Annotated in this window: 16 protein-coding genes and 1 pseudogene; 11 read left to right on the forward strand and 6 right to left on the reverse strand. The window is 70.2% G+C overall.

The window, feature by feature from the left end; translation table 11 throughout:
* The first annotated feature begins 70 nt into the window (after window positions 1-70).
* Both sigE and ABZW17_RS32015 read left to right on the forward strand, forming a co-directional pair.
* Window positions 71-676 (forward strand): RNA polymerase sigma factor SigE, encoded by a 606-nt coding sequence (gene sigE, locus ABZW17_RS32010; protein ID WP_354822565.1) that lies wholly within the window; start codon window positions 71-73, stop codon window positions 674-676.
* Window positions 673-1,323: a hypothetical protein gene (locus tag ABZW17_RS32015; RefSeq protein ID WP_354822567.1), complete on the forward strand. Its 651-nt coding sequence runs from the start codon at window positions 673-675 to the stop codon at window positions 1,321-1,323. The genes sigE and ABZW17_RS32015 overlap by 4 nt, the downstream gene beginning before the upstream one ends.
* Window positions 1,324-1,341: 18 nt before the next feature.
* On the opposite strand, the pseudogene ABZW17_RS32020 reads toward ABZW17_RS32015, so the two are convergent.
* Window positions 1,342-1,571: pseudogene (locus ABZW17_RS32020) on the reverse strand (integrase core domain-containing protein); the annotation flags it as partial.
* 213 nt (window positions 1,572-1,784) lie between these two features.
* Here ABZW17_RS32020 and ABZW17_RS32025 point away from each other — a divergent pair.
* Both ABZW17_RS32025 and tatB read left to right on the forward strand, forming a co-directional pair.
* Complete coding sequence (locus tag ABZW17_RS32025; protein WP_354822569.1) at window positions 1,785-3,302, forward strand: trypsin-like peptidase domain-containing protein; 1,518 nt, start codon at window positions 1,785-1,787, stop codon at window positions 3,300-3,302.
* Between the two features lie 77 nt (window positions 3,303-3,379).
* Window positions 3,380-3,811 (forward strand): Sec-independent protein translocase protein TatB, encoded by a 432-nt coding sequence (gene tatB / locus ABZW17_RS32030; protein ID WP_354822571.1) that lies wholly within the window; start codon window positions 3,380-3,382, stop codon window positions 3,809-3,811.
* 49 nt (window positions 3,812-3,860) lie between these two features.
* Here the strand turns inward: tatB and ABZW17_RS32035 are convergent, their stop codons facing one another.
* The 4 genes from ABZW17_RS32035 to ABZW17_RS32050 are packed head-to-tail and all read right to left on the reverse strand — an operon-like array spanning window position 3,861 to window position 7,709.
* Complete coding sequence (locus tag ABZW17_RS32035) at window positions 3,861-5,006, reverse strand: P-loop NTPase (RefSeq protein ID WP_354822573.1); 1,146 nt, start codon at window positions 5,004-5,006, stop codon at window positions 3,861-3,863.
* Between the two features lie 10 nt (window positions 5,007-5,016).
* Entirely contained in the window at window positions 5,017-5,517 is a 501-nt protein-coding gene (locus ABZW17_RS32040; protein WP_354822575.1) for a DUF1003 domain-containing protein, read from the reverse strand.
* Window positions 5,510-6,787, reverse strand: coding sequence for a CBS domain-containing protein (locus tag ABZW17_RS32045; RefSeq protein WP_354822577.1), 1,278 nt, complete (start codon window positions 6,785-6,787; stop codon window positions 5,510-5,512). The genes ABZW17_RS32040 and ABZW17_RS32045 overlap by 8 nt, the downstream gene beginning before the upstream one ends.
* A gap of 10 nt (window positions 6,788-6,797) precedes the next feature.
* A complete protein-coding gene (locus tag ABZW17_RS32050; protein WP_354822579.1) occupies window positions 6,798-7,709 on the reverse strand; it encodes an aminoglycoside phosphotransferase family protein in 912 nt (303 codons plus the stop codon).
* A gap of 95 nt (window positions 7,710-7,804) precedes the next feature.
* Here ABZW17_RS32050 and ABZW17_RS32055 point away from each other — a divergent pair, with 95 nt between their 5' ends.
* Window positions 7,805-8,665 carry a slipin family protein gene (locus tag ABZW17_RS32055; RefSeq protein WP_354822581.1) on the forward strand — a complete coding sequence of 287 codons (861 nt, stop codon included), beginning with the start codon at window positions 7,805-7,807 and terminating at the stop codon, window positions 8,663-8,665.
* Here the strand turns inward: ABZW17_RS32055 and ABZW17_RS32060 are convergent.
* Window positions 8,662-9,357, reverse strand: coding sequence for a DUF4190 domain-containing protein (locus ABZW17_RS32060; protein ID WP_354822583.1), 696 nt, complete (start codon window positions 9,355-9,357; stop codon window positions 8,662-8,664). The two genes, ABZW17_RS32055 and ABZW17_RS32060, sit on opposite strands and share 4 nt — an antisense overlap.
* A 175-nt stretch (window positions 9,358-9,532) precedes the next feature.
* Here ABZW17_RS32060 and ABZW17_RS32065 point away from each other — a divergent pair, with 175 nt between their 5' ends.
* The 6 genes from ABZW17_RS32065 (at window position 9,533) to ugpC (ending at window position 15,921) form a co-directional block, all read left to right on the forward strand.
* Window positions 9,533-10,729, forward strand: a complete 1,197-nt coding sequence (locus ABZW17_RS32065) for an acyl-CoA dehydrogenase family protein (RefSeq protein ID WP_354822585.1) — start codon at window positions 9,533-9,535, stop codon at window positions 10,727-10,729.
* Window positions 10,730-10,841: 112 nt separating this feature from the next.
* Complete coding sequence (locus ABZW17_RS32070; protein WP_354822643.1) at window positions 10,842-11,369, forward strand: general stress protein; 528 nt, start codon at window positions 10,842-10,844, stop codon at window positions 11,367-11,369.
* Between the two features lie 244 nt (window positions 11,370-11,613).
* Complete coding sequence (locus ABZW17_RS32075; protein ID WP_354822587.1) at window positions 11,614-12,936, forward strand: ABC transporter substrate-binding protein; 1,323 nt, start codon at window positions 11,614-11,616, stop codon at window positions 12,934-12,936.
* Complete coding sequence (locus ABZW17_RS32080) at window positions 12,933-13,904, forward strand: sugar ABC transporter permease (RefSeq protein ID WP_354822589.1); 972 nt, start codon at window positions 12,933-12,935, stop codon at window positions 13,902-13,904. Before ABZW17_RS32075 ends, ABZW17_RS32080 begins: the two co-directional genes overlap by 4 nt.
* The gene (locus ABZW17_RS32085) at window positions 13,904-14,743 is read left to right on the forward strand and encodes a carbohydrate ABC transporter permease (protein WP_354822591.1); all 840 of its coding nucleotides are present in this window, start codon (window positions 13,904-13,906) and stop codon (window positions 14,741-14,743) included. The genes ABZW17_RS32080 and ABZW17_RS32085 overlap by 1 nt, the downstream gene beginning before the upstream one ends.
* 2 nt (window positions 14,744-14,745) lie before the next feature.
* A complete protein-coding gene (gene ugpC / locus ABZW17_RS32090) occupies window positions 14,746-15,921 on the forward strand; it encodes a sn-glycerol-3-phosphate ABC transporter ATP-binding protein UgpC (protein ID WP_354822593.1) in 1,176 nt (391 codons plus the stop codon).
* Window positions 15,922-15,980 lie beyond the last annotated feature (59 nt).

A 15,980-nucleotide genomic window follows, 5' to 3' on the forward strand; every position in this document is an offset into this window, starting at 1 on the left:
CTGAAATCCGACCACACGGGAACACCGTGCCGACGACCCGCGTTGGGTGGAGCAGACAGGAGAAACGCAGATGGAGGTGCCTGCTCCCGCTATGCAGAACGCCGTTGCCGAGGCCGAGCCGGTGACCCTGGACGAGGCGGCCTGGACGCCGCCGTCCTGGGACGAGGTCGTGCGCGAACACGGTGACCGCGTCTACCGGCTCGCCTACCGCCTCACCGGTAACACCCACGACGCCGAGGACCTGACGCAGGAGACCTTCATCCGGGTGTTCCGCTCGCTGGCCTCCTACAAGCCCGGCACGTTCGAGGGCTGGCTGCACCGGATCACCACCAACCTCTTCCTGGACATGGCCCGCCGCCGGTCGCGCGTGCGGATGGAAGGCCTGCCCGAAGACACCGACCGCATCGTGGGCGACGACCCGAGCCCCGAACAGGTCTACTCGGACACTCACCTGGACCCGGACCTGCAGGCGGCGCTCGACGAGCTGCCCCCGGAGTTCCGCGCCGCCGTCGTGCTGTGTGACGTCGAGGGGCTGTCCTACGAGGAGATCGGCGCCACCCTGGGCGTCAAGCTCGGCACCGTCCGCAGCCGCATCCACCGCGGCCGTCAGGCGCTGCGCGCTTCGCTGGAGCGCCGTCGCGCTTACGCGCCGCAGTCTGCGAAGGTGACGGTATGACCGCACCGCGAGGCTGGGGACTCCCCGAGTCGCACCTGCTGCCGGACGTCGTGGTGGCGTTCGTCGACGGCGAACTGACCCACGGCGCCCGCGACCGCGCGGCGTCGCACATCACCCGCTGCCCGGCGTGCGCCGCCGAGGTGCGCGCGCAGCGGCAGACCGGCGAGACCATCCGCCGCGCCGGGGCGCCGTCGATGTCGGCCGGGTTCCTGGCGAGCCTGCAGTCCATTCCCGAGCACACCGAGCTGCCGAGCAGCCCGGACAACCTGGCGATCACCGCCGACGGCCAGCTGGTCGCGGTCCAGCGCCCCGACCGGGTCGCCGGCCTGCGCGACTCGGGCGTGCTGGGTGGTGTGGCGCCGTTGGGATCATCGGCACCCCTGGGCCAGTCGCCGAACGTCCTCGGCGGCGGCCGTTTCAAGCGCCGCGCGGCGCAGGGCGCGGGCGTGGTGGTCTCGGGCCTGGTGCTGAGCGCGCTGGCCCTGGTGGGCACGTCGGCGGACGGTGACGGAGCACCTGAGACGGGCGGCGGATCGCCGCAGCCGGCGAACCTGCTGCCGGCCCAGATGGCCGTGCCGCAGCACCCGGCCCCGGTTTCGACGGCACCGAGCACGACCCCGGTGGCGGTCCCGGCGGGCATTCGCTGAGCGCAGCCCCCGCCCTCCCTAGGCGTAGTGCCCGGTGAGGTTGGGGACTCGGGTGGTTTGCCGCCGAGTGCGGTGTAACAGCGGTGGTGGTTGTAGGTGTGCAACCATTCCGGACAGGCATCTCGTCGCTCACGTTCTGAGCGGTAGGGGCGTGCGTAGGCCCACTCTTCGAGCAGGGTGCGATTGGACCGCTCGACCTGCCCGTTGGTCTGTGGCCGGTAAGGACGCGTGCGTTTGTGGACGACGCCCGCCTCGCGCAGCGTGACCGCGACCTGGAATCGCTCGGCGCCCCGCCTCCTGGTAGCCGGGGTTGACGACTCCGCGCCGGCGTTCTGTCCACATCACGGCGGGGCTGTGGGCAACCCGCCCAAGAAACAGCCACTTCACCCGCCGACCGGCAGACTCGGAGCACTGGGCTTGGGTATCGTCACGCCCAGCCACCTGATCTTCTGCACCGGGGAATGATGACCGAGCCGAACGTGAATCCCGAGCAGCCCGGCGCGCGCGAAGCCGACCGGCTGGGCCCGCGGCCGCTCGCGCGGCCGGCCGTCGATCCGGCGCAGGCCGCCGTGTTCGGCCGGCCGCGCGGCGTCGACGGGGCGTTCGACAAGCTCTACACCCCCCAGAAGGCCAACGGCGTCAACCTCGCCCCGCCCGCGCCCGAATCGCTCGCCGAGGCGTTCCGGCGGCCGCCCGGGGCCGAAGGTGTGCTGCTCGAACGTCCGCGGGAAGCCACCGGTGACGCGCCGGACGTCGAACCGCCACTGTGGACGGGCACCCGTGACCCGTGGCGCGATCCCGGGGCCGCCGCGGTGCTCTCCGGGCCCGCCATGCCCGCCGAGGACGACGAAAAGCCGGTCAAACGGCCGCCCGGGGCGCTGCTGAGCCTGCCCGAGGTGCTCTTCGGGCGGCGCGTGCAGCCGAAGGCGCTCGTCCTGCTCGGTGTCGTCGCGCTGCTCGTCGGCGCGGCCGGTGGCTTCGTCGGCTGGTGGGTCGGCAACACCGGCAACGAGCTCACCGGTTCCGCCACCATCTCCGAAGCCGAAGCGGGCAAGGAACGGCCGGCCGGCTCGGTCGCCGAGATCGCCCGGCGCGTCGCGCCCGCCGTCGTCTCGCTCGAGGTGTTCAAGCCCGGCGCCGAATCCGGCGAGCAGGGCTCCGGCGTGATGATCGACCCGCAGGGCTACATCCTCACCAACGAACACGTCATCGCCTCCGCCGCCGCGGACCCGGGCGTCAAGGTCACCGCCGTCTTCATCGACGGCACCCGCACCGAGGCCAAGCTCGTCGGCGCCGACCAGAAGACCGACCTCGCCGTCGTGAAGGTGAACGTCACCAACCCGACCGTGCTGCAGGTCGGCAAGTCCGCGGACCTGCAGGTCGGCGACACCGTGATGGCGATCGGCTCGCCGCTGGCGCTGCAGAACTCGGTGACCGCCGGCATCGTCAGCGCGCTGAACCGGCCGATCACCGCCGGCGGCGACAACGGCGCCCCGCCGGTCACCTACGAGGCCATCCAGACCGACGCCGCGATCAACCACGGCAACTCGGGCGGCGCGCTCGTCGACTCCACCGGCGCGCTGGTCGGGATCAACTCGTCGATCCGCTCGGCGGGCGCGGACGGCGGCAGCATCGGCATCGGCTTCGCCATCCCGAGCGACTACGCGATCAAAATCGCGAAGGCGCTGATCAAGGACGGCAAGGTCCAGCACGCCGACATCGGCATCAACGCGTCCTCGACGGTCGCGGGCTCGTCGACGATGGGCGCCCAGGTCAAGAACGTCGCCCCCGGCGGCCCGGCGGCGAACGCGGGCATCAAGGAGGGCGACGTGATCACGAAGATCGGCAACCGGCTCGTGCGCGACTCGGCCGAACTGACGGTCGCGGTCCGCGCGCACGACGTCGGCGAAGTGGTCCCGGTGTCCCTCGCGCGCGACGGCGCGAGCTTCGTCGTGGACGTAACCCTGGCTTCCGACTGAGTTCCCGCGTTCGGCCTGCCGCCGCGCGGGCCGGGACGGGTACCCTGGGCGGGTAGGTTCCGAGCGGAGGTAGACGGGTGTTCGACAGTGTCGGATGGGGGGAAATCCTCGTCCTCATCATCGCCGGTCTCTTCATCCTCGGCCCGGAACGCCTGCCGGAGGCGGCGTCCTGGCTCGCGAAGAGCGTGCGCAAGGTCCGCGAGTTCGCCACGGGCGCGAAGGAGCAGCTCCGCGAGGAGATGGGCCCGGAGTTCGACCAGCTGCGCAAGCCGCTGGAGGACCTGCGTGGCCTGCGCAACTTCGACCCGAAGCGAGTGGTGACGCAGCACCTCTTCGACGGCGACGCGGACCCGCTGGGGCTGAAGGGCATCACGAACGGCAGCCCGAACCTGGGCGGAACCACGAACGGGACCAACGGGTCGAACGGGCACCCGGTCGCCCAGACGCAGGCGGCGCCGGAGCCGTTGAAGCCGGGGGAGCGCCCGCCGATCGACCCGGACGCGACTTAGGAACACCGAAGGCCACCTCCCGCGGGAGGTGGCCTTCGGTCGTTAGGCGTCAGCGGCCCGCCGGGGTCACGTTCAGCATCATGCCCGCCAGCCCGCGGGCCTTCACCGTCAGCTTCTTCGCCGCTTCCTTCAGCACCAGCGACGCCGGGGCCTCCGGCTCGGTCAGGACCAGGGGCTCGCCCGCGTCGCCCTGGGCGACCATGCGGGGGTCCATCGGGACCTGGCCCAGGAGCGGGACCTCCGAGCCGATCGACTTCGTCAGCGAGTCGGCCACCGTCTGGCCGCCGCCGGAGCCGAACAGCTCCAGGCGGGATCCGTCGGCCTGCTCCAGCCACGACATGTTCTCGATGACCCCGGCCACCCGCTGGCGCGTCTGCAGCGCGATCGCGCCGGCGCGCTCGGCCACCTCCGCCGCCGCCTGCTGGGGGGTGGTCACCACCAGGATCTCCGCGTTCGGGATCAGCTGGGCCACCGAGATCGCGATGTCACCCGTGCCCGGGGGCAGGTCCAGCAGCAGGATGTCCAGGTCGCCCCAGAACACGTCGGCCAGGAACTGCTGCAGCGCGCGGTGCAGCATCGGGCCGCGCCAGACCACCGGGGTGTTGCCCGGGGTGAACATGCCGATCGAGATCACCTTCACGCCGTGGGACTGCGGCGGCATGATCATCGTGTCGACCTTCGTCGGCTTCTCGCGCGCGCCCAGCATGCGGGGGATCGAGTGACCGTAGATGTCCGCGTCCACGACACCCACCGACAGCCCGCGCGCGGCCATCGCCGCCGCCAGGTTCACCGTCACCGACGACTTGCCCACGCCGCCCTTGCCCGAGGCCACGCAGTACACCCGGGTCATCGAGCCCGGCTGCGCGAACGGGATCACCGGCTCCGCCGCGTCGCCGCGCAGGGACTTGCGCAGCTCGGAGCGCTGCTCGTCGCTCATCACGTCCAGCTCGACGCGCACGTCCACCACGCCCGGCAGCTTCGAAACCGCTTCGCGGGTGTCGTTGGTCAGCGTCGCCTTCAGCGGGCAGCCGGCCACGGTCAGGTAGATCCCGACCGTCACGACGCCGTCGTCGGCGACGACCACGTCCTTGACCATCCCCAGGTCCGTGATGGGTTTCCGGATCTCGGGGTCTTGCACGCTCTTCAGCGCGCTGCGGACGTCGTCGACGCTGGGGAGCTGCTGCGTACTGGTCACCCCGTCCATGTTACGAGCCGGTAGGCGTGCGGGGTTTCTTGGGCTTTACGTCCAGGTCCTCCCGCAGCCGGTCCAGCTCGCTGCGCAGGTAGTCGCGCGTCGCCACTTCGCCGATCGCCAGCCGCAGCGCGGCCAGCTCCCGGGCCAGGTACTCCGTGTCCGCCTTCGTCTGGGCCGCCCGGTTCCGGTCCTCCTCCAGGGAGACGCGGTCCCGGTCGTCCTGCCGGTTCTGGGCCAGCAGGATCAACGGCGCCGCGTACGCCGCCTGCGTCGAAAAGGCCAGGTTGAGCAGGATGAACGGGTACGGGTCCCACTGCAGCGACACCGCCGTGATGTTCAGCACGATCCACACGACGACGATCAGCGTCTGCCAGAACAGGTACTTCCCGGTGCCCAGGAACCGCGCGATCCGCTCGGTGAACCGGCCGAACGTGTCGGGGTCGATGTTGAGCCGGAACCGCGCCTGGCCGCGGGGCTGGTCGAGCCGCCGTCCCGAAGTCAGCTCAGGCACGGTCTTCCTCCAAGGTGTCGTGCAGCCCGGTCTCCCGCCAGTCCTCCGGCAGCAGGTGGTCGAGGACGTCGTCGACGGTGACCGCGCCGATCAGGTGGTCCTCGGTGTCGACGACCGGCCCGCAGGTCAGGTTGTAGGCCGCGAAGTACCGCGTGACCTCGGCCAGCGGCGCGCCCGGTTTCAGCGGCGGCAGGCCGGTGTCGACGGCGCTGGCGACCAGCTCCGCCGGCGGCTCCCGCAGCAGCCGCTGGAAGTGCACGACGCCGACGTACCGCCCGGTCGGCGTCGCGGTCGGCGGGCGGCAGACGAACACCATGCTGGCCAGGGCCGGCGGCAGCTCGGCGTTGCGGATGTGCGCGAGCGCCTCCGCGATCGTCGTGTCCGGGGTCAGCACCACCGGCTCCGGCGTCATCAGGCCGCCCGCGGTGTCGGACGAGTACTCCAGCAGCCGCCGGACCGGCGCCGACTCCTCCGGCTCCATCAGCTCCAGCAGCCGGCTCTGGTCGGCCGGGGCCAGCTCGGCCAGCAGGTCGGCGGCGTCGTCGGGGTTCATCGCCTCCAGGACGTCGGCCGCGCGCTCCTCGGCCAGGTAGGCCAGCAGCTCCTTCTGGTCGTCGTCCGGCAGTTCCTCGATGACGTCGGCGAGGCGCTCGTCGTCCATCGCGTCGGCGACCTCGTGCCGGCGCTTCAGCGGCAGGTCGCGCACGGTGGCGGCGATGTCTGCCGGGCGCATGGTGTCGAACAGCATGAGCAGCTGGCCGGCGCCCTGGGGCTGCACGGCGAGGTCGCTCAGCCCGAGCCCGGCCACCTCCGACCACGGCAGCACCTGCATCGCCGACCGGCGGCGGCCCAGCCCGACCCGCCGCTCGCGGATGGCCAGCTTCGCCAGCACCCAGTCACGGGTGCGGGTCGGCTCCATCCCGGCGTCGACGACGGTGATCCGGGTGCCGGAGCCGGCCAGCGACGCGTGCGCGTCGAGCAGCTGGCCGAGCACCAGCACCTCGTTGGGCCGCTGGTTGAACTGGCGCATGTTGACCGAGCCGGTCGCGAGCGTCACGGCCGTCGGCTCGATCGAGGTGACCCGCAGCATCGGGACGAAGACGCGCCGCCGGGTGGTCAGTTCGACGACCAGGCCGAGGATCCGCGGCGGCTGGGCGTCCAGCCGCAGCCCGGCGACCAGGTCGCGTACGCGGCCGATGGATTCGCCGTCGGGGCCGAAAACCGGCAACCCGGACAGCTGAGCTGCGAAAACCCTGTTGACCCCGGCCATGGCGCTGACACTATCGGCTGGCTGCCCATGGAGCGATTTCCGCCACTGTGACGAACGCCGGGTCGTCGCTGTCTTCGCCGGACTCCAGGTGCTCTTCGACCATCCAGATCCAGTTCTGCACGGCCCGCACGAGCGTCCACGCCCGCGCCTGCTCGGCGTCCAGCTCGTGCGAAGCGACGATCAGCGCGAACCGTTCGTCCAGTGTGGACTCGGTGAAGCGGTTCCAGAACAGCGGGATGACGCCCCACCCGAGGTCCCCGGCGAGCGGTTTGGGGTCGATCACCAGCCACGGCTCGCGCGTGCCGGCCAGCACGTTCTGGAAGTGCAGGTCTTCGTTCACCAGCACGTCACCCGCCGACGGCCCGAGTTCGCGGCAGATCGCGACGGCGTCGTCGACCAGCCGCTTCTCGAACGGCTCGCCGATTTCCGCCCAGCGGCGGGGGAGTTCTTCGGTCAACGCCGCCGCTTCGGAACGCAGGTGCCGCCGCATCGACGCGGGCGCGGGGACGGCGAGGCGCCGCGCCAGCCCGCCGATGAGCGGGATCGCCGAGCGCAGCGGGAGGTCGTCGAGGGTGCGGCCGGCGTCGAGCCGTTCGAGCAGCAGGACGCCGTCGTCCGGCGCGGAGTCCAGCAGCAGCACCGCACCCCGACCGGCCCATGTGGACAGTGCGAGCGGCTCGTCGGCGGACTCGGCGTCGCGCCAGCCCAGCTTCAGCACCACCGGCGTGCCGTCGGCCAGGCGCGCGGGCTGGACCACGCCGACGTAGCCGTGCATCGCCTCGCCCTCGAACGTCAGGCCCCACTTGCGGGCGTATCCGGCCGCCAGGTCCGGCAGCGCCGCCAGCCACGGGACGGCGCCGTCGCCGAGCACGCGCGGTGCCCGGGCGGCGAACAGCGGGGGGATGCGGAGGAACTCGGTCACCACCCCAGCCTGGCAGCCGCGTCGAGCGCGTTTCGTCGGCTGCCCGGTGGGCGTACGCTGGGCTTTCAGGGGGAAACGCAACCCCGGGAGCAGCTATGGTGGTGGAGATTCTCAGCGCCGTCGTCATCGCGGGCGGGGCCGGGCTCGTGTCCAGCCTGCGGGTGGTGAAGCAGTACGAACGCGGGCTCGTCTACCGGTTCGGCCGGGTGCGGGCGAAGGTGCGGGAACCGGGTCTGGCGGTGCTCGTCCCGTTCGCCGACCGGCTCCAGAAGGTCAACATGCAGATCGTGACCATGCCGATCCCGGCCCAGGACGGCATCACCAGGGACAACGTCACGGTCCGGGTCGACGCGGTCGTCTACTTCAAGGTCATCGACCCGATCGTCGCGGCGGTCAACGTCCAGGACTACCGGTCGGCGGTCGGGCAGGTCGCGCAGACGTCGCTGCGCTCGATCATCGGCAAGAGCGACCTCGACGACCTGCTGTCCAACCGCGAGCGCCTCAACGAGGGCCTGGAGCTGATGATCGACAGCCCGGCGCTGGACTGGGGCATCCACATCGACCGCGTCGAGATCAAGGACGTCGCGCTGCCGGAGGCGATGAAGCGCTCGATGTCGCGGCAGGCCGAGGCGGAGCGGGAACGGCGCGCGCGCGTCATCTCCGCCGACGGTGAGCTGCAGGCGTCGCACAAGCTCGCGCAGGCCGCGGCGCGGATGGCCGACACCCCCTCGGCGCTGCAGCTGCGGCTGCTGGAGACCGTCGTGCAGGTGTCGTCGGAGAAGAACTCGACACTGGTGCTGCCGTTCCCGGTGGAGCTGCTGCGGTTCCTCGACGCGCAGACGCCGAAGCCCGCGCCGCCGCCCGAACCGCCGGCGGCCGAGCCGAACCCGGAGGTGAACGGCCACGCGACGCCGTCGCCGCGCAGCCCCGGCGACGCGGTGCTGCCGGCGGACTAACCGTCGAGGTAGCCGCTGCTGCCCAGGATGATCAGGGTGGTGAAGAACCCGACCCAGAGCGCGACGACGACGTAGCCGACGATCACGGCGGCCGTGGCCAGGCCGCGGCCGCCCGCTTCGCCGCGGTTCGTCTTGCTCAGCGCGATGTGGCCCATGACGAGCCCGGCCAGTGCGGTGACGCCGGAGCAGAAGCCGAGGATCGAGCACACCAGGGCACCGACCGCCAGCGCGTTGTCCTGGGTGCGCGGGGGCGTGGCGTAGGGCGGCCCGTACGGCACGGGCTGCGGGTACGGCGACGCGTACGGCTGGCCGTACGCCGGCGGGTACGGCTGCTGCGGGTACGGCTGGCCGGGGGGCGCGTACGGCGTGCCGGGGATGTAGGCGGCGGGAGTCTCGTAGGCGCCGGGCGGCAGGTGCCCGGGTACCTCGGCGGTGGTGCCGTAGGCGCCGGGCGGTTCCGCGGCGATCGTTTCGTACCCGCCGGCCGGCTGGTCCGCGGCGACGGCCGGGCCGTCGGGTGCCGGGGTGTCCGCGGCCCTGTCCGCCGGCGCGGCCTCGGCGATGGTGGCGTCGCCCGCCGGCGGGTCGTACTTCTCCGGCTCGTAGGACGCCGGCTCCGCGGCCGGTGCCGGGTCGTAGGCCGCGGTCGGGTCGGCGGCCGGGCGGTCCTTGTCCCCGGACGGGTCGGTCATGGCGGGTCCCCTCGTGCGTGTGGGGACCACGTTAGCCGGGGCCGGGCGGGGACGTCCCGGCCCGGCGCGGTTCCCCGGAGCGTGAGCGCCCTCATAGCAGCGCCGGGCGTTTCGGGTCATACTCACCGGTAACCCAGCGCCGGGAGCGGCGTCGTACTCCGGAAAGGGAGCCGTGATGGCCCGTCTCGCCCAGACCGCCGGCCTGACCGACGTGCAGTCGGAGATCCTCGCGACCGTCCGCCAGTTCGTGGACAAGGAGGTCATCCCGCACGCGCAGGAGCTCGAGCACGCCGACACCTACCCCGCCGACATCGTCGAGGGCATGAAGGAAATGGGCCTGTTCGGGATCACCATCCCGGAGGAGTACGGCGGGCTCGGCGAGTCGCTGCTGACCTACGCGCTGGTCGTCGAAGAGATCGCGCGGGGCTGGATGAGCGTGTCCGGCGTGATCAACACGCACTTCATCGTGGCGCACATGATCACCCGCCACGGCACGGAGGCGCAGAAGCAGCACTTCCTGCCGCGGATGGCCACCGGCGAGGTCCGCGGCTCGTTCTCGATGTCCGAGCCGGACCTCGGTTCGGACGTCGCCGCGATCAAGACCAAGGCGAAGAAGACCGGCGACGGCTACGTCATCGACGGCTCGAAGATGTGGCTGACCAACGGCGGCTCGTCCAACCTGATCGCGCTGCTCGTCAAGACCGACGAGGGCGCCGAGAAGCCGCACCAGAACCTGACCACGTTCCTCGTCGAGAAGCCGGAGGGCTTCGGCGAGGTGGCGCCCGGGCTCACCATCCCCGGCAAGATCGACAAGATGGGCTACAAGGGCGTCGACACGACCGAAGCGGTCTTCGACGGCTACGGGATCGGCGCCGACATGGTCCTCGGCGAAGCGCCGGGCAAGGGCTTCGCGTACATGATGGACGGTGTCGAGGTCGGCCGCGTCAACGTCGCCGCGCGCGCCTGCGGCATCGCGATCCGGGCGTTCGAGCTCGCGGTCGAGTACGCGCAGCAGCGCAAGACGTTCGGCAAGGCGATCGCCGAACACCAGGCCGTCGCGTTCAAGCTGGCCGAGATGGCGACCAAGGTCGAGGCGGCGCACCTGATGATGGTGAACGCGGCCCGGCTCAAGGACTCCGGCGCGCGCAACGACGTCGAGGCCGGGATGGCGAAGCTGATCGCGTCGGAATACTGCGCGGAGGTCACGCAGGACGCCTTCCGGATCCACGGCGGCTACGGGTACTCGAAGGAGTACGAGATCGAGCGGCTGATGCGCGAGGCGCCGTTCCTGCTCATCGGCGAGGGCACGAGCGAAATCCAGAAGACGATCATCAGCCGCGGCCTGCTGCGGGAGTACAAGTCGCGGTCGTGACGGCGATTGTCGCTCTGTCGACAAAGGCTGCCCGGCCTTTCGGGGTAAGCGGCTCGCACGGTCCGGGTGTTCTTGACAAGATGGACACCCGAGACCCACGAGTGCGCAGGTGATGATGGTGAGTAGTCCCTTTGGCGGGGGCCGGGCGCCCGGTGGCCTGCCGCGGCTGCCGACCCCGCCGACCGGCTGGCCGATCGGGTCGTACGCGACCTACGGCGAAGCGCAGCAGGCTGTCGACTTCCTCGCCGAGAGCGAGTTCGCCGTCGGCGACGTCACGATCGTCGGCGTCGACCTGATGCTGGTGGAGCGCGTGATCGGGCGGCTCACCTGGGGTCGCGTGCTCGCCACCGGCGCGGTGTCCGGGGCCTGGTTCGGCCTCTTCGCCGGGCTGCTGCTCGGGTTGTTCGTCAACCAGGGCTTCGCGCTGCAGGTGCTGACCGGCGTGGTGCTCGGCGTGCTGTCCGGGCTGATGTTCGCCGCGATCGGGTACAGCATGTCGCGGGGCCGCCGCCGGGACTTCTCCTCGGCGAGCCAGCTCGTCGCCGGCCGCTACGACGTCCTGTGCCAGCCGCGCTCGGCCGAACAGGGCCGGGAACTGCTGGCCAAACTGGCACTGAAGCCGCCGTCCGCCAACCCCTAGAAAACCCCTCTGTTACCAGGGAAAAATCACGATTCGGCGCGCGGTGGGCTGAATCGTTACCGATACTGCTTGCGGGGTGTGATCGCCCGGCATAAGTTGTCCGACACCAGTCGGGCGGCCTCGCCCAACCAGCGTGGCGGCCCGAGCACTAGCACGTCGGGGTGCTGGCGCGGTTTCGCCTCATCGCGTCGCGGTGCCCACCGGGTACCGCGGTAACCGGCGTGCACGCGGGTGAGGAGGCCTTATGGGGAAGAGGATCGGCGCGGGCAAACGGGGACGCTCGCCCGGCCGCACCGCAGTCCTGCTGGGGGCAGGGGCATTGGTGACCGGCATGCTGGCCGGGTGTGGGACGAGTTCCGGCCTGAAGATCAACATCTACATGTCGCCGGAGGACAACTTCCAGAAAGTCGTCGACACCTGCAACGCGAAGGCGGCCGGGAAGTACGAGATCGTCTACAACAAGCTGCCGCGCGGGGCGGACGACCAGCGGCTGCAGATGGCGCGGCGGCTGGCCGCGGGTGACACGGCCATGGACATCCTGGGCCTCGACGTCACGTGGGTCTCGGAGTTCGCCGAGGCCGGCTGGGCCGAGGAGTGGACCGGCCAGAACAAGACCGAGGCGTCGCAGGGCGTCCTGCAGGGCCCGCTGGACACCGCGACCCACAACGGGAAGCTGTACGCGGCCACGAAGAACACCAACGTCCAGCTGCTCTGGTACGACGACCGGGTCACGCCGAAGCCGCCGGCGACCTGGGACGAGATGATGCAGGAGGCCCAGCAGCTCAAGGGCCAGGGCAAGCCGTACGAAATCGTGTTCACCGGTGCGCAGTACGAAGGCCTCGTCGTCTTCTACAACACGCTGGTCGCGTCGATGGGCGGGCACATCCTGTCCGACGACGGCAAGTCCGTGGTGATGGACGACGGCGCCGTGAAGGCGTTGGAACTGCTGAAGAAGGTCTCGACGTCGGGGCTCACGGACCCGTCGCTGAGCAACATGAAGGAAGACGACATCCGGCAGGCGTTCCAGCGCGGCCAGGCCGCCTTCCAGCTCAACTGGCCGTACGTCTACGCCGCCTACGCCAAGGACAAGAAGGCGGACCTCCCGCACTTCAAGTGGGCGGTCTACCCGGCGGCGGAGGCCGGGATGCCGGCCAAGACCACGATCGGCGGGTTCGACCTGGCGGTGAGCACCTACTCGCAGCACAAGCCGGAGGCGTTCGAAGCGGCGCTGTGCCTGCGCAGCCCGGAAAGCCAGAAGATCTCGGCGATCAACGACGGCGTGCCGCCGAGCATCGAATCGGTGTACCACAACGACGTCCCGCTCGACCCGGGCAAGCCGGCGTCGGACGACAACCCGAACATGGCGATCAAGTACCCGATGCGCGACGCGATCCTCGCCGCGCTCAAGACCGCCGCGGTCCGTCCGCTGACCCCGGCCTACCAGAACGCCTCGACGGTCATGTCGAAGGTCCTTTCGCCGCCGTCGGACATCGACCCGCAGGCCACCGCGGCCAAGCTGCGCGAGCAGCTCGGTGACGCGCTCCAGTCGAAGGGAGTGATCCCGTGACCGTCCAGGACTCGACCCCGGCCGAAACCACCGGGGCCACCGCCGCCAAGGAGGCGACGTCCCACAAGAAGGGCAAACCCGCCCTCTCCGAAGGGAAGCGGGCCGAGCGGCGGCTCGGGCTGTGGCTGTGCGCGCCCGCGTTCGTCGTGATGATCGCGGTCACCGGCTACCCGATCCTCTACTCGATCTGGCTGTCGCTGCAGCGGTACGACCTGCGCTTCCCGGCGCAGCAGCAGTTCGTCGGCTTCGACAACTACGGCGCCGTGCTGTCCAGTTCGTACTGGTGGACGGCGTTCGGCACCACGATGTTCCTGACCGTGGTGTCGGTGGCCATCGAGTTCGTGCTCGGCATGGCGCTGGCGCTGATCATGCACCGGACGCTCGTCGGCCGCGGCCTGGTCCGCACCGTCGCGCTGATCCCGTACGGCATCGTCACGGTCGTCGCGGCGTTCTCGTGGTACTACGCGTGGACGCCGAAGACCGGCTACCTGGCGAACATGCTCGCCTCGGACGCGGCCCCGCTCACCGAGCAGTGGCCGTCGCTGTTCATCATCATCGGTGCCGAGGTGTGGAAGACCACGCCGTTCATGGCGCTGCTGCTGATGGCCGGCCTGGCGCTGGTGCCGGACGACCTGCTCAAGGCCGCGGCGATGGACGGCGCGAGCGCGTGGCAGCGGTTCACCAAGGTGATGCTGCCGGTGATGAAGCCGGCGATCCTGGTGGCGCTGCTGTTCCGCACGCTCGACGCGTTCCGCATCTTCGACAACATCTACGTGCTCACCAACGGCGCGCAGGACACCGGTTCGGTGTCGATGCAGACCTACGACAACCTCGTCAAGGGCCTCAACCTCGGCATCGGGTCGACGATGGCGGTGCTGATCTTCATCACGGTGGCGATCATCGCGTTCATCTTCATCAAGGTGTTCGGCACGGCCGCACCGGGTTCGGACAACGGGGGTAAGCGCTGATGACGATGGGAACCGTCACGACGGGCCGCAAGGTCAGGTGGGGCCTCGTCGACATCCTCGTGCTGGTGTTCGCGCTGGTGCCGGTGCTCTGGGTCGTCTCGCTGTCGTTCAAGACCAAGGACACGATCACCGACGGGTCGTTCGTCCCGCAGTCGTGGACCTGGCAGAACTACGCGGACATCTTCCAGACGTCGGAGTTCCTGCTGGCGCTGGTGAACTCGATCGGCATCGCGATCATCTCGACCGTGATCGCGGTGGTGCTGGGCACGATGGCCGCGTACGCGGTCGCCCGGCTCGACTTCCCCGGCAAGCAGGTCCTCGTCGGGCTGTCGCTGCTGATCGCGATGTTCCCGCAGGTGTCGCTGGTGACGCCGCTGTTCAACATCGAGCGGAACATCGGGCTGTTCGACACGTGGCCGGGGCTGATCCTGCCCTACATCACGTTCGCGCTGCCGCTGTCGATCTACACGCTGTCGGCGTTCTTCCGGGAAATCCCGTGGGAGCTGGAAAAGGCGGCGAAGATGGACGGCGCCACCCCGGCGCAGGCGTTCCGGAAGGTGATCGCGCCGCTGGCCGCGCCGGGCGTGTTCACCACGGCGATCCTGGTGTTCATCTTCTGCTGGAACGACTTCCTGTTCGCCATCTCGCTGACGTCGACCACGGCGTCGCGCACGGTGCCGGCGGCGCTGTCGTTCTTCACCGGGTCCTCGCAGTTCGAGGACCCGACCGGGCAGGTGAGCGCGGCCGCGGTCGTGATCACCATCCCGATCATTGTGTTCGTGTTGTTCTTCCAGCGTCGCATCGTGGCGGGGCTGACCTCCGGTGCGGTGAAGGGGTAGTCATGGCAGAAATCGTCCTCGACAAGGTGTCGAAGAAGTACCCCGACGGCGCGCTCGCCGTGTCCGAAGTGGACATCACCATCGCCGACGGCGAGTTCATCATCCTGGTCGGCCCGTCCGGCTGCGGGAAGTCGACGACGCTGAACATGGTGGCCGGCCTGGAGGACATCTCCGCCGGCGAGCTGCGGATCGACGGCCAGCGCGTCAACGAGAAGGCGCCGAAGGACCGGGACATCGCGATGGTGTTCCAGTCCTACGCGCTCTACCCGCACATGAGCGTCCGCGAGAACATGGCCTTCCCGCTGCGGCTGGCCAAAGTGGACGACAAGACAGTGCGGGCGAAGGTGGAGGAGGCAGCGACGATCCTCGACCTGACCGCGCACCTGGACCGCAAGCCGGCCAACCTCTCCGGTGGCCAGCGCCAGCGCGTCGCGATGGGCCGGGCGATCGTCCGCAGCCCCAAGGCGTTCCTGATGGACGAGCCGCTGTCCAACCTGGACGCCAAGCTGCGCGGCCAGATGCGGACGTCGGTGTCGAAGATCCAGAAGCAGCTCGGCACGACGACGCTGTACGTGACGCACGACCAGACCGAGGCCATGACGCTGGGCGACCGGGTCGTGGTGCTGCGGGCCGGGTACGTGCAGCAGATCGGCTCGCCGCAGTTCCTCTACGACAACCCGGCGAACCTGTTCGTGGCCGGGTTCATCGGCTCGCCGTCGATGAACTTCGTCCCGGCGACGCTGGAGAACAACGAGCTGCGCAGCGCGCTGGGCGCGACGCCGCTGACCGACCGCGTCCGGCAGCTGGTGGAGAAGGCCGGCGCACCGCGTGAGGTCATCGTCGGCATCCGGCCGGAGAACTTCGAGGACGCCGCCCTGGTGGCCGACAAGAGCGGCGGGGGGACGTTCACCGCGCACATCGACGTGCTGGAGTCGATGGGCTCGGAGAAGTTCGCCCACTTCACGGTGGAGGGCGAGACGGCGACGTCCGAGGAACTGGCGGAGCTGGCCGCGGACAGCGGTTCGTCCGACGTGCCGGGCGCGGAGTCCCAGATCGTGGCGCGGCTGTCGGCGGAGTCGTCGGCGAAGGAGAACGCCGACCTCGAGGTCTGGTACGACGCGGACAAGATCAAGCTGTTCGACCCGTCCAACGGCAAGAACCTCACCTACGAGGACTGACCCTCCTTCCGCCGCGGTCGTGAGTGAGAAACAGTGTTAGAACACTGTTTCTCACTCAC

Origin of the sequence: Amycolatopsis sp. NPDC004625, from assembly GCF_040609695.1 — a bacterium.
GTDB lineage: Bacteria > Actinomycetota > Actinomycetes > Mycobacteriales > Pseudonocardiaceae > Amycolatopsis.